Raw genomic sequence first — 18,445 nt, forward strand, 5'->3', positions numbered from 1 at the left:
GAAACGGGGTGTCGGCTTCGTTGAAACTGCGCTTTTCAGACGGTCTCTGCGGTATTCAGGGCAGGCAGCGTTTGGGCTTTTTGCTGTAACACTCGGCCGAGCCTATGCCTATGCTCCAATAATTGCGGCCTTTGGGCAGCTCGTGGGCGAGCAGTTCGGCTTCGTGCGGGTATTCGGCCATCATTTGCAGGATTTCTTCTTCGTAGGTTTCGCGCCAGATGGCGGTGTTGATGGCGCAGAAACGGTAGGAGTAGGGCGCATCGCCTGTGATTTTGCCGCCGCCGTTGTGCCGTTCCAGCAGGGCGTAAAGTTCGTCTGCGTGCAGGGCGAAGGGGTCTTGCCCGTAGATTTCGACGCTGTTGCCGCTTTGCAGGAAAGGGCCTTCGGGGATGTCGAAAAAGTCGACGATGCCCTGCGGGTCGAAGTAGACGTGGCAGTCGAGCAGGTCGTAATAGAGGGCGTGGTCGTTTTGCTGGCAGGGTTCGCCGAGCAGGGAGACGGCGTCGTCTTTACGGCAGCCGAAATCGAGGCGGCCGCGTCCGACGACTTCCAGCCCTTCGAGCGGGCGCAGGATAAGGTGTGCCATGTCAGTCTTCCACGGGTTTTTCGGCGGCAACCTGTTCGATCAGGTGGGAAATGCTCATGCCGCGCTCGATGGAGTTGTCGTATTTGAAGTGCAATTCGGGGATTTTGAACAGCTTGATGCGTTTGGCCAGCTCGCTGCGCAGGTGGCCTTTGGCGTGTTCGAGAGCTTCTTCGGTGATGTCGCGGGTGCTGTCGTCAAGGACGGTGTAGTAGACGGTGGCGTGGCTGTAATCGCGGGTGACGTCTACTTCGTTGATGGTGATGAAACCGGCGCGCGGGTCTTTCAGGCCGGTGCGCACAAGTTCGGCCAGCTCGCGCATGATTTGTTCTTTGACGCGGTCTTGGCGGGCATAGCCCCTGCGGGTTTTGTTCATTCGTTTTCCTTAATCTTTCGGCGTTTTCAGGCGGGGCGCATTATAGCCCAATTGCCGTATAATGCCCGCCTTCCGTTTGTCAGGCCGTCTGAAAACCCGCATGAAAATTCTGTTTGCCCTGCTTTATCTGATCCAGCTTCTGCCCTTTGCCGCAATTCAGGCAACCGGCAGGGTTTTGGGGCGGGCGGCCTATTATTTGGTCGCGCCGCGCCGCCGTATCGGCCGCATCAACTTGGAAAAGTGTTTCCCCGAATGGGATGCGGCAAAACGCGAAGCGGTGTTGAAGGCGCATTTTGCGGAGATGGGCAAGTTGCTGGCGGAATACGGTTTGTATTGGTACGGGAATGCAGGCCGTCTGAAAAAGCTGGTGCGCTACCGCGGCAAACATTATTTGGACGACGCGCTCGCGGCGGGCGAAAAAGTGATTTTGCTTTATCCGCATTTTACGGCTTTCGAGCTGGCGGTGTACGCGCTCAATCAGGACGTGCCGCTGATCAGCATGTATTCGCACCAGAAAAACCCGACGCTCGACGCGCAAATCCTCAAAGGCCGCCACCGCTACGACAACGTGTTCCTCATCGGCCGCACCGAGGGTTTGCGCGCCATCATCAAACAGTTGAAAAAAAGCGACGCGCCCTTTCTTTATCTGCCCGACCAGGATTTCGGCCGCAAGGATTCCGTGTTCGTCAGATTTTTCGGCATTCAGACGGCCACCATCGCCGGCCTGAGCCGCATCGCCGCGCTCACAGGCGCGAAAGTCATTCCCGCCATCCCCACGCGTCAGGCCGACGGCACGGTGGAACTGCGTTTCTACCCGGCCTGGGAAAACTTCCCGACCAACAGCCCCGAAGCTGACGCGCAGCGCATGAACGACTTTATCGAAGCACGCGTGCGCGAACAGCCCGAACAGTATTACTGGCTGCACAAGCGGTTCAAAACGCGGCCGGAAGGCGAAGCGGAGTTTTATTGAGGGAAAGGCGCAGGAATGATGTTTCTGAAAACCGTTTCAGACGGCCTCTGCCGAGTAAATAAATTCGGGTACAATCGCGCCCGCCCGAAATCAGGAGATTTGTAATATGTGGAACAAAAAATGGGTGGTCGGCAACTGGAAAATGAACGGCCGCCTGCAAAACAACGACATGCTGCTGCACGGGCTGCGCAATCTGCCGCCGCAGCAAAACGTGTGCATCGGCATCGCCCCGCCCGCCGTTTATCTGCAACAGGTTCGCCAGGCTTTGCAGTCCGTCACCAACAACTCCGTGCGCACCTGCGCCCAAGACGTCAGCCGCTTTCCCGGCAACGGCGCCTACACCGGCGAAGTGTCCGCCGAAATGCTCAAAGACATCGGCGTCAACATTGTCTTAATCGGCCACTCCGAGCGCAGCCTCTATTTCAACGAAAAAAACGACACCCAGCGCCTGAAAATCGAAAACGTCCTCGCCGCGGGGCTGACGCCGCTTTTGTGCGTCGGCGAAAGCCTCAAAGAGCGTGAAGACAGCCGCGAAAAAGAAGCCGTTATCTACCAACTTTCCGTCTTAAAAGGCCTCAACACCCGCAATTTCGCCATCGCATACGAACCCGTGTGGGCAATCGGCACGGGAAAAGTCGCGAATAAAGAACAAATTGCGCAAATGCACGCTTTTATTTACAACGAAGTGTTGTCATTGTGCGGCAGCGATGCTATAGTTCGCGTTCTTTACGGCGGCAGCGTCAACGAAAAAAACGCCGCCGAAATATTCGGCGTGCCGCATGTCGACGGCGCATTGGTAGGCGGGGCATCACTTTCCTACGAATCATTCGCCGCCATTATCCAAGCAGCCGAACAAGCCTGAAATTATGGAAGCATTCAAAACCCTGATTATGATTTTAAACGGCTTTGCCGGCCTCACTGTTATCCTGCTCGTTCTGATGCAGCATGGCAAAGGTGCAGACGCCGGAGCTTCTTTTTCGGGAGGCAGCGGCAGCGCACAAGGCGTATTCGGCTCTGCCGGCAGCAGCAACTTTCTCAGCCGCAGCACCGCCATCGCCGCAACCGTATTTTTTGCTACATGTTTGGCAATGACTTACATATACAGTCATTCAGGTAAGCAGCAGATCGATTTCAGCAACGTGCAGCAAAGCACGCCTGCAAAAACACAACCGGCAGTACCTGCGGGTAATGCCGGCGAAACAAAAAAATAATTTTCTTTCCAGCCGACATGGTGAAATTGGTAGACACGCTATCTTGAGGGGGTAGTGATCCTAGATCGTGCGAGTTCAAGTCTCGCTGTCGGCACCAACATAATATTTAACATCAATAGTTTAAAGTAACTGTGTACCAAACGAACACCAATTACTTTATAAAATCCTGACGGATGGTGTATTTTTAAATACACCATCTTTTTTTTAAATCAACATCATGGCCAGCATCACCAAACGAAACGGCAAGTACCTCGTCCGCGTGCGCCTGCGTGGCAACGTCCGCACCAAAACATTTCGCACGTCCGCCGAAGCAAAGGCATGGGCGGCGCAAACCGAAGCCGAAATCACCAGCCGCGCCCTTGGCATCACACCAAAAAATCAAACCGTCGGCGACATCATCCGCCGATACCGCGCCGAAGTCACCCCCACCAAACGCGGCAGCCGCAGCGAAGACATACGCCTTGCCCGCTTTTTGCGCGACCCCATTTGCGACATCAAAACCTCCGAAGTCATGCCACACCACTTTGCCGAATGGCGCGACCGCCGCCTGAAGGAAGTGCAGGCTCCCAGCGTCGCCCGCGAACTCACCACCGTATCCGCCGTCTTTAACCATGCCCTGCGCGAATGGCAAACCGTTACCGACAACCCCATCTCCAAAATCAACCGCCCCAAACACAACCCAAGCCGCACCCGCCGCCCGACCGCCGACGAGATCCGCCGCATCTGCCACTACCTCGAATACGACGAGCTGCAACTTCCGGCCATGAAAAAACAGCGCGTCGCCTTAGCCTTTCTGTTCGCAATCGAAACCGCCATGAGGGCAGGGGAAATCTGCGGCATCACATGGCAGCACATCGACCTCGACCGCCACACCGTCCACCTGCCGAAAACAAAAAACGGCAACAGCCGCGACGTCCCGCTTTCCCGCCGCGCCATTGCCTTACTGCAAAAACTCCAACCCCTAAACCTAACCCCCGCCTTCGACCTCCAACCCGAACCACTGAGCACCGTCTTCCGCCGCACCACCCGCGCCCTCGAAATCGACGACCTCCACTTTCACGACAGCCGACGCGAAGCCCTAACCCGCATGGCAAAAAAAGTAAACGTCATGGACTTGGCAAAAATCAGCGGCCACCGCGACATAAAAATACTACTCAACACCTACTACACACCCGACGCGGCCAGCCTTGCCGACCTGCTCGACTAAAAAAGGCCGTCTGAAAACTTCAGACGGCCTTTATATCTACGCGGGTTTAATTTTTATCTTGTCTTCTTCCTATCACAAAGACACCCGCCAAGGCGACCACCGTGCCGCCAATCAGCGAGGCGGCGGTTACCGGGTAGCCGCGCCATACGAGGAAGACGGCAAAAAGCAGAATCAGAATAACACTGGCAAAACCGTATACCTGCCCGCGCCTGTTGAAGGCATGGTTCTGCCGCGCCGTTTCATGGCGCATTGCCTGCTCTTGTTCAGCCATTGTCATAATGCGGTCTGCGCCGCGACTGATAATCGCATTGTATTGCGCCAAATCCGACGGCGAGGGCAACGGCCCCGAATGGAAGCGTTGGGCAATCATCACCTGCACACTTTCGTCGGACAAGATTTGTTCGACCAGCTCCGGGGATTTGACGACGGTCTCGACCGCCTGTTGCGCCGTGTCCGGAGAGTTGCGGGTCATTTCTGCGCTTTCTGCATAGCGCGTTGAAAATCGCCGCCGATATTTTTCAAGTCGTCGGCAGGATTGGTTTGAGCGATTGCTTTCGCAGGATGGAACAGGCTCAACAGCGAGCCTATGCCGAGCAGGACGGCATAGAGATTTGCTTTTTTCCGTTTGTCCATGTCATTTCCTCTCTGTCGGCCAATCAAAATTCAATACACGGCCATATTAGGGCAGCCCGCCGTAAATATCAAGCATTTTCGCGGACATAGGCGGCTTTAAACAGCCGCGCCGCCCACATCCGCAGCCTGCTCGACTAAAAAGGCCGTCTGAAAACTTCAGACGGCCTTTTTTACTGCGCCCAAACCAAAGGATAACGGACACACCCCCCGTCTTCATAAGACGCGGCAAGCTCCGGCAGCAGGGCGGCGGTACGGCGCGAAAGCGCGCCACGGTTGGCATGCAGCCAGCGGTTGACCGCATCGCGGGACGCCGCGGCATCATAGACGAAACCGTGCATTTCGCCGCACCCGTCCAGCCCGAGGCTGCGGAAGGCGGGCAGGTAGCGTTTCAGAAAACCGCAGGCACGGTAGCTCTGGGCCAGCAGGCAGGCGATACCGTCCGCTATTTCGCCGTCGGGCACAACGGCCCGGCCCCGTGGGTCAGACACGGCATCAAGGACCTCTCCGGCCAACCCCGCATGCAGCGTCAACGCGTGGACGTAGGCGACGGCTTCGGGCAGCTTCTCGGCGGGAAGGTCCTCGATCGCGCCGACATTGAAACGCTGGTGCACCATGCCGTAGGCGGTGCTGTAGTCTATGCCTTTGCGTCCGACAAGCGCGGCGACGGCCTGCCGCAGAGGGGTGCGGTCGTCGGCGGTGGTTTTGGCAGGCAGGCCGTTTGAAATCACGGCATCAAAAGTGCGGATAACCAACAGGAAGAATTTCGCGCTAATCCATGTGGCGTAGGCATACACCAATTCTTTGCAGGCGTAAGTGCCGCGTTTGTTGCCGCCACGAACTACTTTTATAACCTGTTGATTTTCTTCCAAAGACGGATTTCCGTCTTTGGAGAGTTCTTCAATCAATTCAGTAGTTTGCTGATTTTGAAGCCAACGGCGCGGCGCGTGCCTGTCTTCGCCACCGCTGGCTTTGTGCAAATCGTTCAAATTGTAAAGGTTGTTTTCGGTTTGGCGGATAGCCACATTAGAAATTGCGATTGCGTTCATGACGAACTCCTTAGTAAATTGATTGGATGGCCGCATAAGGGCGGCGGGCTTCAATCACCGTACTAAGTCGGCGGAACTTATTCCCCTTCCGGGTATTGTATTCGTTCTCTCGACCCGCCTTTGACTGGCATTTCCAAGTCTGGAAATCCAGACTTAGGAGAAAATCAAAGACTTATATTTTGCAACAGATGCAAAAAATCCGCTCTGTCGGGGCGTTGCGTTTCCGCTTAGTAAAGTGATGGCGCAATCATATTCGCCTTTCTTTCTTCCGTCAAGCGTAAACCCGCCGCAAATATCAAGCATTTTCGCGGACTTAGGCGGCTTCAAACAGCCGCGCCGCCTACTTCCGCTGCCGCCGCGCCCACTCCTTAACCTCCTTCGGCTCATACCGCTCGTCGCCGCCGCGTGCCGCAGTCGGCAGCACAATCGGCGCAGGGAAACCCTTCAGCGTGGCAATCGACCGTTTGAAATACCTCGGCGAATAGCCCAAATAAGCCGCCGTGCGCGAAATCGTCCACAAATTCCGATCATCGAAAAACGCCTCTTGCGCCGCCTGCCGCACCTCTTCCGCAAGCTCCTTAAAAAATAAACCCTTATCGTCAATGCCTGCAAATTCCACAACAAACTCCTTAAAACTCAAAAACCCAAATCAATAAATACTGCTGCAAATCCCATCCGCCCAGCTTGCCGTCTCATCCTCCGACCATTCCGCCCGATTGATTCGGACGGCCTCGTCATGCAAAAACTCGCAAACCACCTGAGCCGACTCAAAATCCAACAAATGCGCCACCCGCCACAGCGGCATCACATTAAACAATTCCTGCACCGTCACCATAAATCACATCCTGCGCATACGTTCCAACCACTCGGCCGCGCCTTTACGCACCGTCTCCGACCGCTTAATCACATCTTCCGTCGTCCATTTTTTGGGCATCGGCAGATAACGGCGCGGACGCTCCCCGCCAATCTCATCATCAGACTTAGGCTTAGGCTTGCTGAGCCGCCGTCCGTAGCAAACAGCCCCGAAACCGGCCGACAACGCAGTCAATTCCTGCCATACCTTGCGTTTTTCCGCCATCTGCCGGCCGTCTTTAACGGCAGCGGCCACATCAGCCAACACCTTATCGAGTTCAGCCTTAAACAAACCCGCCACACTGTCGAATTCCTCGCGCTCGCGGCGAATACAATCGCGGTACTCCTCACGCAACGCCCGGCCGACCACGCTGCCCGGCGGCATCGACCGCCCATTGGCCGCCAACCAATCCAAAACATCGATAGCCTCCCAGTCATAATCCCCGCCTTTTTTGATGACGCTGGGATAAATTGCCGCCGTTTCGGCGGCCGCCTCGTTTTTTCTACAGTTATTGACACAAGTCCAAGCGGCGGCTGCGCCGCCGTGCGCGACAGCTTCGCCGCCGCGTTTAAAACCCAACACCCACTCATGAACCCTAGACACCGCATAAACACCCGTCTCAGACTCGACAACTCCGCGCACACGGTCTGCACGCGGCTCGCCGTAACGGTTAGGCTCGCGACACTCCTCTTTATACAAGAGGACAGGCCGCTCATCGCGCTTACAATCCACACCGCCCATCACCATCACAAACTTACCCCAATCTCCCACATCGGCCGCGTGCGCGGCACGGACAATATCGCCATCCCCGGACAAATCCTTCAGACGGCGCAGCTCGCGCCACACCCCGACAGGCGGCCCGCCCACCTGCTGAAACTGCCGAATCCCATGCGTCGACGCCCAGCACAACACCCGCTCCACCGTCTTAGTCACATCCGCCCCCTCTGCCTCATCGTCAAAGCCCACGCTCTCCCCGTAGGCGTTCTTGCCGTCAATGTTTTTCGCGATATATTTGGCGATATAACCCGCCGCCGAACCGCGCCCCCAGTCAATCGCCTTGAAATCAACCCGCGCCTGCACCGCTTTAAAATCCGAATACTTCGCACCATGCCAAAACTCCTTCTCCGTCAGCATCCCCACACAAATGGCAGCCAGCGGACGCACCGCGCCGCCCAACCGCCGCTCGCCCGCCTGAATCTCACGCGCACGACCCAACCGCGCCTTGTTGGATAAAAAATAACTCAATCCCAGCTCGTCCCTGTCCTCGCGGCACAAGTGCATCGCCACAATCTCGCGGAACCGCTTGCGCGCCTCAGACGGCATAAAAAACAACCCGTGCCAGTGCGGGCAGCCGTCATGATGCGGCTCGGCGACGCGGAAACCGTAAATCGGGATGCCCTCATCCTTTAAGGCCGCCCGAATCCGCGCCCACACCTTTTGCAGATAATTGGCCGCATCCCTCGGCGACGACCCGTCAAACTTAGGATTGACCGCACCGGAAGCAGACATGCGCGCATGGAAGCGGCTCGGACACGTCATCGTCACAAACTCCCCGACATGCCCCAAATCCAACGCAATCTTCTCAAAGCCCGCAATTCTCACCATCAATCCCGCGTTACGGTTGCGCGGATTGGATTCCGACGCGGCCACAATATCCACCAAATCAAAACGCTCGCCCAGCTCATTGATTAGCTCCATCGCCTCCAGCAGGGCCATGTTGCGGCGACGCTGCCCGCGCCACGCCTCCATCGCGTCATCGCTCACATACAGCGCGGCACGGCGGTGCACGCCGCCGAAAGCCGAACGGATCAGATTCTCCCGCGCCCGACCAAACCCCTTGCGCAACTGTCGGCCGACAAAACCCTTGTCGCACAACCGCCCAAGCACACTTTCGGCCTCATACTTGCCCGACAAAAAACGGCCGACCGCCACCCCGTCCGCCTCGGCGCGCGCGGCCAAAGCAGTCAAACCGCACCGCATCGCCGCATACTGCTGCCGCCCGACCTCTGCCGCACCCGCCCCCGCCTCATCGCCCAGACGGCCGATACTGCCCACCTGCCGATGCAGCTTGAGCGCGTCTCTGAAATATCCCTTGCTCAGCCGCTCCGCCTCCTCGCGGATATCCGCATCCGACGCATCCAAAGGCAGCGTGGCCGACCAAGCAAACAAAGGCCGCACAAACTCATGCAGCCAGCAATCGGCCGCATCCGGCCGACCGTCCGTCATCAACCCGCGCGCCGCACGCTTGCAGCCCGCACCGTTCGCACGCTTCAGCCATTCCCGCCGCACCCGTCCGGCCAGCGCGCGCGGCATACGCGACACCGCCTCAAAAGCGCGGGACGACAACCGCACATACCGCCCGCGTTCGGCGTCGAACTCGGGGCGGTGGTAACGTATGGCGGACATCGCGCGGGCTTCCATTTTTTTTAATCCGATTAAATTAAACTATCAAAACTTAAGAATATTTAGACCAATAAACATGATTGAGTATTTCGGGCGCGGGCGGGAATTTGTTTACCTCGCTTGGCGGTACATAACGCCTATTACGGTAAGCCGCCCGCTTTTCGGCGCAAGACAGGCACTGCCCAAGCCTGCGCCCCGTTTTCCCCCGCACCGTTACCGGATACTCGGTTTCCGGCTTTGCCTTGCCGCACACATTGCAGACATAAATTTTCATACCGCCTTCTCCCGCACCAAGTACGCACACGGCCAACCTGAGCGCACAAATGACAACACCGCGCCGAGCGAAGCAAAAAACTGCTTTCGTCCGTCCGGCCAAACCAGCACCGGACCACCGTTACCGACCAACACATCGGCCACGCGCCAATCCTCGCCTGCAGCCTCATAATTCCAAACCGAATAAGTTGCCATACTTAAACCCCTCCTTTCAGACGGCCTCCGCCGCCATCAATCCACCACCCTAATCGGAACATTCAGTTCGTTCGCCAAACGCATCGCCCCCGATACCGAATAAATCTCAACAGCACAGATAGTTGTCATCTCGCTTCCTGATTTTTCGCACAAATGCACACGGACACCGCTTTGCTCAGCCACTATGACCTCGATGTACTGTCCGTTGTAGCTTTGATTTTCGAAATTTAAAGAGTACATAATTAACCTCAACCTAATAATTTAATTATCAAAACCCGACTCCAAATCCTCCGCCGTCGGCTCAAACGGCAAATCGGGATAAATCCCCCGCGCAATCGGCATTTCTTCTGCCGCCACCGCCGCAGGGTCCGCCTCCACTGCCGCAACCTCATGCCGCACCGTACTCGGACGCTCCGGCACACAGCCAATTGCGGCAAACGTCAAAACTACCGCTGCAAACAGCACGGCCATCCGCAGTACAAACACAAAAACAGCCTCGATAAAAACATCCTTAACCATCACACATCTCCGCAAAATAAATAAACCGGCAACCCCGAAGCCAAACGGACGAAACTGTCGCCGCCGCCGCTATCGCTGCACCGCCACACACCGCTGCCGACCAGCGGCGCAAGCGCATCCTGCACCCTCAAGCCGTCGGCATCGTCATACACCCAAATCGACACGGACACATAAGCCAAACCGCCCAAACTCACACGGCACGGCAGGCCGCCCAACACATCCGACAAAGCCCGAATATCATCCGACCGCCTGGCCGCATCCGCCTGCCAATCCGCCAACTGCCGCATTCTCAGCGCACACGCATCGGCCATCATCTTTTCCAAGTCCATCACGCCGCCTCCCGGTGCATCTGCTTAGCCAACTCGGCCAGCTCAGCCGTCCGGCTCAAATCCTCCGTATCAGGCTCAATGCCGAGCTTGTGCGCCAAACCCAACTGCTCCGATACCAGCCCGTCCATTGCCGCCAAATACCCCCCGACCTCATAGCCGTACATCACCGGCAACGGCAGGCCGAACGCCCCCGCCACCTGATTGACCTGCCTCATCAGCCCGCTTATCTCACGGCACAAACCGGCCAACTGCGCCAAACCCTCGCGCTGTCCGTTGCCCAACAAACGCCCCCGCAAAGCAGCCACATCGCCGTCCCGCATCAGGCCGTCCGAACCCGCCGTCCGCGAACGCCGCGCATCGCGCTCCAAACCATTCATAACCGGCAGCAAATCCGTCTTTGCCCGCGCCAGCCTGCGACGGATGGCAAACACGCAACGCGCCGCATATTTGCTGCGGTACAGGCGCACCGGCTGCGGCGCGAACCGCCAATCTTTTGATTTATTTTGTTCTTTATTTTCAGTCATTTAAAAACCCTTTGCGTTTTTTGGGCATGCAAAAAACCCCGCCGTCCGCAAACGGCGTTGATTGACCCGTCAGACTTAAAGCAGCTCGCCTTGAGATTTGGCCAGCTCGGCCAGCACCGCCGCCTCGGCGCAACCGCTGATTTCCGGCGGCGTGTTTCCGCTGTCCTGATAAAACCGGCTCGGCGGACTAATCGTCGCCGTTATCTCAAACACCCCCGTCCCGGCCCATCCGCAAATCGCATTGGTACACCGCAAATAAAACAACCGGCTCAATGCAGTCTGCTGCTCACTTGTCCGCACCACACACGGCGCACCGCAAGTCGGGCAGGGATGGGGAGGCATACGCAGCCTTCCCGCTTCGTTCACAGCCCTGTTTTTAACTGTCATCCCGCACAAAATAACGCTTAGTCAGTTCAATCACCGCAGCCTGTTCGGCCACCCCGCGCCGGAACACATCCAGCAAATCCGCCAACTCGCGCTCCGACACCTCGCCGTCGGCGGTAGATTTGCGCCACTTCTCCACCATCTCGCCCACATGGGCGATAACGGATAAAAAATGCGCGCTGATTTCTTCCTCGGCCAAAGCCGCACAGCAAACATCGTCCGGCAGGCGCACAAACACCCCGCCGCTTTCGGCCGCCACCGCCTCCGCGAAATCATTGCGGCCTGAAATGCGCTGGATAGCCAACGCCTCCTCGATAGACACCCGCTGCCCTTTGACCTGATACAGCCTGTTTTCCAAGGCCGTGCGGCTCGAAAGCCCCAGCGCGGCGGCAACAGACGCATAACCCCCGTCCACCGAATGCGCCATATCTTTAATGGCCCGTTTGATTAAATCCATAAATCCCCCTGATATTTCTTGGTTACGCGCCGTCAAAGGCAAGGCTAAGATACACACACCTCGCCGATGACCGGCGACACGGCCGCCGGCTACGCCTCCCACGCCGACTGTCCGGCAGGTCAAGCGTCTGTCCGCTTTGTCGTCGTTCCGTTAAAATAAAAGTTCTCACACAACTATTTAACGGAAAGCCAATATGGAAACTTTGTTATTAAAAAACATTCAATCCGACCGTCTTCCCGAATGGGACGAAACCGTTTTAAAAATCATTGCACTTATCCAAAGCCCGTTTGGGGGCGGCGGCAACATCATGACAGCGGCCGTGCTTCATAACGGCGAACCCTACCGCGTCATCCGCTGCGAAGGTTTGCGCGAATACATGAGCCTGATTTCGGATATGGTGGAAGCCGGTTTTGAAGAACTTATCGGAGAGGGGCAAGCCCGAAACGGCTACGACCTGATATTTCAGGCAGGCGCGGCGGGGATTGGCAATATTCCCGAAGCTCCTGAAGAATAGTGTTAAGGCTTACCCCCTTTTTGGTCGCGGCGGCTATATATTTCGCGATATAAACAAACTCTTTCACACTGACGGAGATGACATCGCCGCCTTTTTTCATTTCTTTCATTTTTCTGCTCCGTTTGGTTATGCCGACTGTCCGGCGGGTCAAGCGTCTGTCCGCTTTGCCATTGCCCCGTTACAATGTCATTCCCATTAACCTGCAACGGAGTAAAAAAATGCCGCAAAACAGCTATGAAGAAGCCATCGGTACAGCAGGGCTCGACCCGCTCATTGGTCGGGAACAGGCGCAGAATTACCGTCTGACCGCCCATCTTCTGGCCGCTCTGCTTGAAGATCGTCCCGACCTTCGAGAGGAAGCAGCATCAGCAGCGCAGCATCTGGCGCATGAGATGCCCAATGAAGCCCAAAGCCGGCGGCTGCTAACGCTTGCACGACACATTCGGGCGGCGGATTGGACAGCCATTCGGCAGGGATAACCGCCAGCGCGGTGCCGACTTCTCCGGCGGGCGGAAAACCGCCCGCATTCAACCATTCGCAAGCCTGCACCCGTTGCGGGTACATCACCGACTTCTCCAAAACATCAAACGCTTCATTAACATTCATCTTCCTGCTCCTTGGTTGGGGTTGATGCCGTCTGAAAATTATTTTTCATTCCGCTATAATTTGTTTTCCTATTAACTGAAGGAAAACACATGGATTCGACCGTTATTTATCCCCTGCAAATCGACTCGCCGCTTGAGATTCGTTATGACACGGAGTCAAAAACACTATCCGCCTCCTGCCATCAGTTTGCGTCTGACCGCAGCAGCGTGAAGATGGAGCTTCGGTTTTCCGCGCAGGCAACACAACAAATACTTCGGGCGATTGAACATCTTCAAAGTGAATTCGGCCTAAGGTCAGAAGCAGCCGGTATGCTGCCCAATCTGCAATAGCCGTTTTCCATTTTTTCAACCGTCCGCCTTGGGCGCGCGGTTTTTCCTGTTCGGTCATTTTCCTGCTCCTTGGTTGATGCAGACTGCTTGTATTCATTCTGCGTTTTCCCTAAGATTGAATCTCTTACCAAACAACTTAAGGATTTAAAATGTCTATTGATAAATACCTGACCGAAGCCCGCCCCGATTTTGACGATGCAGTCAGCCGATTGCTTGAATCGCATCCCGAGTGCTTCGAGGCTCCCGACCGCCGGCTATGCATCCTTCACGAGGGCAAGCCCTACCGCTCCATCGCCTACGATCACGATCGCCACTATGAAATCCTCGATATCTTTTACGACATCGGCTTGCGTGATATTGCTTGGCGCGACTATGGCAAGGCGGTCAAAGGTTACTCGCTGGCATTTGATTTGATTGCCAATACCTGATCCGGACATTCGAAGCCGCAGAATTTTATTCCTGCATATTTGAAACCGTAGACCCTTACTTCGGACATGCGCGGCGGCTCATATTTCGGACTCATGGCCGCCGCTTTTTCACGCCCTGCGGTTTCTACCGTATGCAGCCAAATGCCCGACAAAATGTGGCAAACGGTTCTTTTGATTCTCATTTGATTCATTTTCCTGCTCCTTGGTTGGGGTTGATGCCGTCTGAAATTTGGCGGGCGGTAACTTGTCCTTCGGTCAGGTCTTCGATTTTGACTGCGTGGACGACGCTCAATCCGCCGCCTTCCCGCCATTTCTGCACGGCGACACTGCTCACGCCGACGGCTTTGCTTAAGCGGTTTTTGTTGCCGATGATGGAAATTGCAGTTTCGATTGCTTGGTTCATATAACTTCTTTCAACTTTTATTTAATTCATGGCTAAATAATATAACTTGCGTTATACCTAGTCAACTATAAATTGAACTTTTTTTGAATTGTTGCATTCAAACTTTAGTTTTATCATTGAATATAAAAGTTATTTTCTGGGAGTAAAAATGGAAACTTTGGCTGAACGAATTAATACGGCTTTGCAAACTAAAGGTCTAAGCGTGAATGCTTTGGCACGGCAAGTTGGCGTGTCTTATCCGGCGATGAGGAAAATCACGAAAGGCGAAACACTAAATCCAAAGTTTTTATTTGAAATTGCTGAAGCACTAAATGTGTCGGTTGAATGGCTAAAGACAGGCGAAGGGCCGTCTGAAAACCTTTCAGACGGCCTTGCCGACGACCGCATCCGCTTCGAGCGGCTGGACGTCATCGCCTCGCTGGGCGACGGATACGTCAACAACGAAACGGCGGAAGTCGTTGATTTCGTCCATGTTGATAAGGCGTGGGCGCGCGAAAATCTCGGCGGCAACCTCTCCCGCATCCAAGTCATCACCGCGCGCGGCGATTCCATGCAGGGCACCATCGAGGACGGCGACGTACTCTTCGTCGATACCTCCGTCCGCTGGTTCGAGGGCGAGGGCGTCTACCTGCTCTCTTTCGCCGACGGCCTCAAGGCCAAACGCCTGCAAGCCTCCGTCGGCGGCGGCCTTCTGGTCATCAGCGACAACCCGCTATACCGCACCGAAACCGTCGAAGACGACAAGCTGGAAAAACTGACCATCTGCGGCCGCGTGCGCGGCGCATGGCATTTGTCCACACTGTAAGGGGAGGGCGCGATGTATGTTTTGACGTTTCCGCAACGCCTGTGCCTGTACAGCAATTTCTACGAAACTGCCAAAGCCTTGAACTTGCTCGACTCACCCCATCAGGTATTAAAGCTGGATTTTTCGAAAACCGAAGAAATCACGGCGGCGGCGGCTTTGGCTTTGGTCGCCCATGTCAACCATATACAGCGCGAAAGAAAGAACAAGGGCTGCTTTGTTTTCGACTGCAAACGTTCGCCCGTTTACAAAAAGCTGTTTTTGGAATCCAAACTGCTTGGCGTCTTAAAGGCGGCACGGGATTTGACGCAGGCAGACAGTTTTTTTCATTCCGGCAACCGTTTGAATTTTGCGCAGCGGCGCAAAGCGATTTACAGGCAGCTTGATGAGTATGAATCCCGCCTGAAGGCAAAAATCGGCAGTCGCTCGGAAAAATTCTTCTCCTACCTTCGGACTTCTATCTCCGAAGTCCTGCTCAATATCCGCGAACACGCCTACCCCGACAACGCCGCCGGCGAAAATCCCTGGTGGTATATGTTTTGGCATGGCGACGACAACTACATCCATTTTCTGGTCTACGACTTGGGAGTCGGTATTGCCCGCTCCTATGTCGATCACGCCACCAAGGAGCGCGTCCGCTTTTACAAGGAAATGCAGGATGCCCATATCCTTCAGGAAGCGTGGCAGCAAGGTATGAGCCGCCGCATCGGCGAAGGGCGCGGCAACGGATTGGCGAATGTGGTACTTGGTGCGGAAGACTGGCCGGAATCCCACTTGCTGATTCTAAGCGGTACTGCCAAAGGAATATTGTCGAACGGCAAGTTTACAGCCCGCCAATCGGCATCTATAATCCAAGGAACCTTAATCGAATGGGCTTTTCGCCTACCGGAGTAAAAAATGTCAAACAACAAATATATCGATATTCTGGAATTCTCAGACGATCCTTGGGGACGCTCGGTTGAAGACAATCCCGACAGCAACGGCAACGATTTCCGCAAACGCTTCTTGACGGATGCTTTCCGCCAATTTGACACGGTGACGGTCGATTTTTCCAAATTGCGTGATGTGCCTGATTCCGCGTTCTTGGGCGGGTCTTTTGTTAATTTAATTAAAGAAGACGGCTTTTCATATGAAGAAGTTTTACAGAAACTGATTATTCTGCCTGCCGACGGCTTCCTTCCCGAACTTGTCCGCAGAATCATCGAATTGGCACGCGACGAACATAAACGGGTGGCTGGCGCATAATGAATACGCCTGATTTGGATCAGTGGGATAAGCTGATTAATATCCTGAACAATCTTTTCAGCATTATCATTTTCGTTACCGGAAATATTATAGGGGCTTACCTCCAACGGCGACATGCCCGTGAACTTAATGAGGTTACAGAAAAAAACAGGGTAAAAGAGGCAAGAGAAAAAAGCTTATCCGAAATCGAAGATGAACTGCAAAACCATTTGCACAGTTTCTGTGAACGGAAAAACATACAGTACATCACATTTTCTGCTAATCGAATCAAAGGCATAATTTCACGGTTTTGCGTCAATCATGGAATATCCCTTGATGCTATCAATCCTTCATTAATTGATTTTTTTATCACTTCTAGTGACGGAAGATTTGATACCGCCGCCCTTAATATAAAGTCCATTAAACTTAAAGATGATTTACGCCGCTTGGCTAATCAACGTTAAAAAGGCCGTCTGAAACCTTTTCAGACGGCCTTATCATTTCGGCGGCTCCAACAAAATGATTCATCCGCCCTCCAAGTCCGGCAGTGCCTCCAAATTCAGGCTGCACACATAGCCGCCGCTGTCCAAACGGTGCGAAACCTCCGTTACCAGCCATTTTTCGCCGTCGATTTCGGGCTTGAATCCCTTAACGCTGACCGGCGTCTCCGGCGACATATCCGGCCGTCCGGCCGCAAGGCGGATTGAAAACTGGGCCGCCCCGCGTTGCAGCCGTCTGAATGCCGCCCGCGCTCCGTTCCAAGCCCTTTTCTCGCTGTCGTACAGATGGCGCAGCGTTTTGATTTTCTTGCCCGCCGTATCGATTTTGCGGCTTTCCGCCGCCTCCTTGCCCGTCGTCCGGCCTGCGGCCTTTTTGCCTGCTTTTTTGCCCTTGCGCGGCGGCTTTTTCCCCGCCTCCGCCGTCGACTTTTTCTCCGCCTTCAGGTTTTCCGCATTGACGACGACTTCCTTTTTTTGCCCCGTCGCCTTGTCCGTGTAGTACGCGCGGACGGCCTCGAAAGCGTTGGTGGCCGAATAGGTAAACCGATGCCCGTCGCCCATTCCGCGCACAATCTCCAGCGGCGGTATCGGCTTGCCTGAGGCCGTCTGAGCCTCGCCCGCAGGCAGGAAAATCAGCAGGCCGTGCTTGACCGTGGCAATGGCGTCGTATTGCTCCGCCAGCCGCGTTAAAAACGCCGCGTCGCTTTCGTTGGTTTGGTCTATGTGCGGAATATCCGCCAGCTTGTAGGCATCGGAAATGCGGTACGGGTAGCCGTGTTTTTTCGCAATCGCCTCGACAATCTGATACAGCGTCTGCCCGTGCCAGCTTTTTTCTTCCTGCTGCGCCAGCGTTTCCGCCAAATCCGCCGCCCGCGCCGTGATGCTCAGCATATCCGGCGCGCCCGAAGCGGTGAACTCGGTAAACAGGTACTCGCCCTTATCGACCAACCCCGTTTCCTTGTAACCCATCTCCAACGTGATTTTGTCGCCGATTTTCGGAATAGCCAGCGAGCCGTCGTAATCGTTCAGCGTAATCGTCAGCTCGTCGGCTTCAAAACCGCGCTTGTCGGTCATCTCGATACTAATAATCCGGCTCATGGCCTCCGTTCCGAACGGCTGGCCGTTAATGGTCAGCACCGCCGCAGGGGTCAGATGCCGCCCGCGCGTATCGGTCAGCGTCTTAAATACTTTGACCGCGCCTTGCTTGATTTTGTCCAGCATCTACACCCCCGTCAGATTGCGCACCAAACCCAAGCCCAACAGCAAGGCTTTGCCTTTTGTCCCGATGGGCACGTCCGATACTTTTTTCAGGCTCAGCGTAAACGCAATCGCCCTTGGCGAGCCGGTATGCTTTAACTCGCTGCGCTTTTCCTGTATGGCCGTGATGACATAACTGCCCAACACTTCGCCGCTGCCCGTAATCAGCGGGTAGGGCCGCCCCGTACCCGCCATCTTATGCAGCATGGCAATCGGAAACAGCCCGCCCGTAACTTCAGGGCGCAGCTCTGCCTCAATGGTAATCTCTTCCGGGTCTTCGCCCGTGTATTGGGACGGCGGCATCCCGCCGACGACCTGCTGATGCGGATGCCGCCAACTGCTCGACCGGCTCATGGTCTGAAACGGCACCGTTTTCACGGTAAATACAAAAAATCCTAATGCTGCCAGTAAAATCATAG

30 protein-coding genes and 1 tRNA gene are annotated in these 18,445 nt (G+C 55.3%); 12 read left to right on the forward strand and 19 right to left on the reverse strand.

Features of this window, described 5'->3' with window-relative positions; all coding sequences use genetic code 11:
• Nucleotides 1-55: 55 nt before the first annotated feature.
• Both CGZ77_RS02805 and rbfA read right to left on the reverse strand, forming a co-directional pair.
• Nucleotides 56-586 carry a hypothetical protein gene (locus CGZ77_RS02805; RefSeq protein ID WP_009425793.1) on the reverse strand — a complete coding sequence of 177 codons (531 nt, stop codon included), beginning with the start codon at nucleotides 584-586 and terminating at the stop codon, nucleotides 56-58.
• 1 nt (nucleotide 587) lies between these two features.
• Entirely contained in the window at nucleotides 588-959 is a 372-nt protein-coding gene (gene rbfA, locus CGZ77_RS02810) for a 30S ribosome-binding factor RbfA (protein WP_009425794.1), read from the reverse strand.
• A gap of 100 nt (nucleotides 960-1,059) precedes the next feature.
• Here rbfA and CGZ77_RS02815 point away from each other — a divergent pair, with 100 nt between their 5' ends.
• The 5 genes from CGZ77_RS02815 to CGZ77_RS02835 all read left to right on the forward strand — a co-directional run bounded on the left by CGZ77_RS02815 (nucleotide 1,060) and on the right by CGZ77_RS02835 (nucleotide 4,347).
• Nucleotides 1,060-1,929, forward strand: a complete 870-nt coding sequence (locus CGZ77_RS02815) for a lipid A biosynthesis lauroyl acyltransferase (protein WP_009425795.1) — start codon at nucleotides 1,060-1,062, stop codon at nucleotides 1,927-1,929.
• A 106-nt stretch (nucleotides 1,930-2,035) separates the two neighbouring features.
• On the forward strand, nucleotides 2,036-2,791 hold the full coding sequence (gene tpiA / locus CGZ77_RS02820) for a triose-phosphate isomerase (protein WP_009425796.1): 756 nt from the start codon (nucleotides 2,036-2,038) through the stop codon (nucleotides 2,789-2,791).
• A gap of 4 nt (nucleotides 2,792-2,795) precedes the next feature.
• Nucleotides 2,796-3,140: a preprotein translocase subunit SecG gene (gene secG, locus CGZ77_RS02825; RefSeq protein WP_009425797.1), complete on the forward strand. Its 345-nt coding sequence runs from the start codon at nucleotides 2,796-2,798 to the stop codon at nucleotides 3,138-3,140.
• A gap of 11 nt (nucleotides 3,141-3,151) precedes the next feature.
• A tRNA-Leu gene (locus CGZ77_RS02830) sits at nucleotides 3,152-3,237 on the forward strand.
• Nucleotides 3,238-3,357: 120 nt separating this feature from the next.
• Nucleotides 3,358-4,347 (forward strand): site-specific integrase, encoded by a 990-nt coding sequence (locus CGZ77_RS02835; protein ID WP_094030891.1) that lies wholly within the window; start codon nucleotides 3,358-3,360, stop codon nucleotides 4,345-4,347.
• Between the two features lie 46 nt (nucleotides 4,348-4,393).
• On the opposite strand, the gene CGZ77_RS02840 is transcribed toward CGZ77_RS02835, so the two are convergent.
• The 12 genes from CGZ77_RS02840 to CGZ77_RS02890 all read right to left on the reverse strand — a co-directional run bounded on the left by CGZ77_RS02840 (nucleotide 4,394) and on the right by CGZ77_RS02890 (nucleotide 11,963).
• Nucleotides 4,394-4,819 carry a DUF2335 domain-containing protein gene (locus CGZ77_RS02840; RefSeq protein ID WP_094030892.1) on the reverse strand — a complete coding sequence of 142 codons (426 nt, stop codon included), beginning with the start codon at nucleotides 4,817-4,819 and terminating at the stop codon, nucleotides 4,394-4,396.
• Nucleotides 4,816-4,980, reverse strand: a complete 165-nt coding sequence (locus tag CGZ77_RS12235) for a hypothetical protein (RefSeq protein ID WP_198344879.1) — start codon at nucleotides 4,978-4,980, stop codon at nucleotides 4,816-4,818. The genes CGZ77_RS02840 and CGZ77_RS12235 overlap by 4 nt, the downstream gene beginning before the upstream one ends.
• Nucleotides 4,981-5,150: 170 nt before the next feature.
• On the reverse strand, nucleotides 5,151-6,080 hold the full coding sequence (locus CGZ77_RS12410) for a KilA-N domain-containing protein (protein ID WP_369830582.1): 930 nt from the start codon (nucleotides 6,078-6,080) through the stop codon (nucleotides 5,151-5,153).
• A gap of 286 nt (nucleotides 6,081-6,366) precedes the next feature.
• Entirely contained in the window at nucleotides 6,367-6,645 is a 279-nt protein-coding gene (locus CGZ77_RS02850; protein WP_049251474.1) for a hypothetical protein, read from the reverse strand.
• A gap of 30 nt (nucleotides 6,646-6,675) precedes the next feature.
• On the reverse strand, nucleotides 6,676-6,861 hold the full coding sequence (locus CGZ77_RS02855) for a hypothetical protein (protein WP_094030893.1): 186 nt from the start codon (nucleotides 6,859-6,861) through the stop codon (nucleotides 6,676-6,678).
• 3 nt (nucleotides 6,862-6,864) lie between these two features.
• On the reverse strand, nucleotides 6,865-9,300 hold the full coding sequence (locus CGZ77_RS02860) for a replication endonuclease (RefSeq protein WP_094030894.1): 2,436 nt from the start codon (nucleotides 9,298-9,300) through the stop codon (nucleotides 6,865-6,867).
• Nucleotides 9,301-9,552: 252 nt separating this feature from the next.
• A complete protein-coding gene (locus CGZ77_RS02865) occupies nucleotides 9,553-9,750 on the reverse strand; it encodes a hypothetical protein (protein ID WP_094030895.1) in 198 nt (65 codons plus the stop codon).
• Nucleotides 9,751-10,011: 261 nt separating this feature from the next.
• A complete protein-coding gene (locus CGZ77_RS02870; RefSeq protein WP_094030896.1) occupies nucleotides 10,012-10,269 on the reverse strand; it encodes a hypothetical protein in 258 nt (85 codons plus the stop codon).
• Entirely contained in the window at nucleotides 10,269-10,601 is a 333-nt protein-coding gene (locus CGZ77_RS02875) for a hypothetical protein (RefSeq protein ID WP_157697489.1), read from the reverse strand. The genes CGZ77_RS02870 and CGZ77_RS02875 overlap by 1 nt, the downstream gene beginning before the upstream one ends.
• A complete protein-coding gene (locus tag CGZ77_RS02880) occupies nucleotides 10,598-11,122 on the reverse strand; it encodes a hypothetical protein (RefSeq protein WP_094030898.1) in 525 nt (174 codons plus the stop codon). Before CGZ77_RS02880 ends, CGZ77_RS02875 begins: the two co-directional genes overlap by 4 nt.
• A 75-nt stretch (nucleotides 11,123-11,197) precedes the next feature.
• Nucleotides 11,198-11,509: an ogr/Delta-like zinc finger family protein gene (locus tag CGZ77_RS12730; RefSeq protein WP_094030899.1), complete on the reverse strand. Its 312-nt coding sequence runs from the start codon at nucleotides 11,507-11,509 to the stop codon at nucleotides 11,198-11,200.
• Nucleotides 11,499-11,963: a YmfL family putative regulatory protein gene (locus tag CGZ77_RS02890; protein WP_094030900.1), complete on the reverse strand. Its 465-nt coding sequence runs from the start codon at nucleotides 11,961-11,963 to the stop codon at nucleotides 11,499-11,501. Before CGZ77_RS02890 ends, CGZ77_RS12730 begins: the two co-directional genes overlap by 11 nt.
• Before the next feature lie 193 nt (nucleotides 11,964-12,156).
• Between CGZ77_RS02890 and CGZ77_RS02895 the strand changes: the two genes are divergently transcribed.
• The gene (locus CGZ77_RS02895) at nucleotides 12,157-12,477 is read left to right on the forward strand and encodes a hypothetical protein (RefSeq protein WP_094030901.1); all 321 of its coding nucleotides are present in this window, start codon (nucleotides 12,157-12,159) and stop codon (nucleotides 12,475-12,477) included.
• Nucleotides 12,478-12,747: 270 nt separating this feature from the next.
• On the opposite strand, the gene CGZ77_RS11960 is transcribed toward CGZ77_RS02895, so the two are convergent.
• A complete protein-coding gene (locus tag CGZ77_RS11960; protein WP_157697492.1) occupies nucleotides 12,748-13,083 on the reverse strand; it encodes a hypothetical protein in 336 nt (111 codons plus the stop codon).
• 89 nt (nucleotides 13,084-13,172) lie between these two features.
• Between CGZ77_RS11960 and CGZ77_RS02905 the strand changes: the two genes are divergently transcribed.
• Complete coding sequence (locus CGZ77_RS02905; RefSeq protein ID WP_094030903.1) at nucleotides 13,173-13,412, forward strand: hypothetical protein; 240 nt, start codon at nucleotides 13,173-13,175, stop codon at nucleotides 13,410-13,412.
• 149 nt (nucleotides 13,413-13,561) lie between these two features.
• Entirely contained in the window at nucleotides 13,562-13,840 is a 279-nt protein-coding gene (locus CGZ77_RS02910; RefSeq protein WP_094030904.1) for a hypothetical protein, read from the forward strand.
• Here CGZ77_RS02910 and CGZ77_RS11965 read toward each other — a convergent pair.
• Nucleotides 13,804-14,031, reverse strand: coding sequence for a hypothetical protein (locus CGZ77_RS11965; protein ID WP_157697494.1), 228 nt, complete (start codon nucleotides 14,029-14,031; stop codon nucleotides 13,804-13,806). The two genes, CGZ77_RS02910 and CGZ77_RS11965, sit on opposite strands and share 37 nt — an antisense overlap.
• Complete coding sequence (locus CGZ77_RS02915; RefSeq protein ID WP_094030905.1) at nucleotides 14,028-14,243, reverse strand: Cro/CI family transcriptional regulator; 216 nt, start codon at nucleotides 14,241-14,243, stop codon at nucleotides 14,028-14,030. The genes CGZ77_RS11965 and CGZ77_RS02915 overlap by 4 nt, the downstream gene beginning before the upstream one ends.
• A gap of 148 nt (nucleotides 14,244-14,391) precedes the next feature.
• Here CGZ77_RS02915 and CGZ77_RS02920 point away from each other — a divergent pair, with 148 nt between their 5' ends.
• From CGZ77_RS02920 to CGZ77_RS02935, 4 genes are all read left to right on the forward strand, one after another.
• Nucleotides 14,392-15,048 (forward strand): S24 family peptidase, encoded by a 657-nt coding sequence (locus tag CGZ77_RS02920; RefSeq protein ID WP_094030906.1) that lies wholly within the window; start codon nucleotides 14,392-14,394, stop codon nucleotides 15,046-15,048.
• Nucleotides 15,049-15,126: 78 nt separating this feature from the next.
• Nucleotides 15,127-15,939, forward strand: a complete 813-nt coding sequence (locus tag CGZ77_RS02925; protein ID WP_157697496.1) for a hypothetical protein — start codon at nucleotides 15,127-15,129, stop codon at nucleotides 15,937-15,939.
• A gap of 3 nt (nucleotides 15,940-15,942) precedes the next feature.
• On the forward strand, nucleotides 15,943-16,290 hold the full coding sequence (locus tag CGZ77_RS02930; protein ID WP_094030908.1) for an STAS-like domain-containing protein: 348 nt from the start codon (nucleotides 15,943-15,945) through the stop codon (nucleotides 16,288-16,290).
• A 14-nt stretch (nucleotides 16,291-16,304) separates the two neighbouring features.
• Nucleotides 16,305-16,733, forward strand: a complete 429-nt coding sequence (locus tag CGZ77_RS02935; RefSeq protein WP_157697498.1) for a hypothetical protein — start codon at nucleotides 16,305-16,307, stop codon at nucleotides 16,731-16,733.
• A gap of 60 nt (nucleotides 16,734-16,793) precedes the next feature.
• On the opposite strand, the gene CGZ77_RS02940 is transcribed toward CGZ77_RS02935, so the two are convergent.
• The gene (locus tag CGZ77_RS02940) at nucleotides 16,794-17,990 is read right to left on the reverse strand and encodes a contractile injection system protein, VgrG/Pvc8 family (RefSeq protein ID WP_094030910.1); all 1,197 of its coding nucleotides are present in this window, start codon (nucleotides 17,988-17,990) and stop codon (nucleotides 16,794-16,796) included.
• Entirely contained in the window at nucleotides 17,991-18,443 is a 453-nt protein-coding gene (locus tag CGZ77_RS02945; protein ID WP_094030911.1) for a phage tail protein, read from the reverse strand.
• Nucleotides 18,444-18,445 lie beyond the last annotated feature (2 nt).

It is taken from the genome of Neisseria sp. KEM232, from assembly GCF_002237445.1.
GTDB lineage: Bacteria > Pseudomonadota > Gammaproteobacteria > Burkholderiales > Neisseriaceae > Neisseria.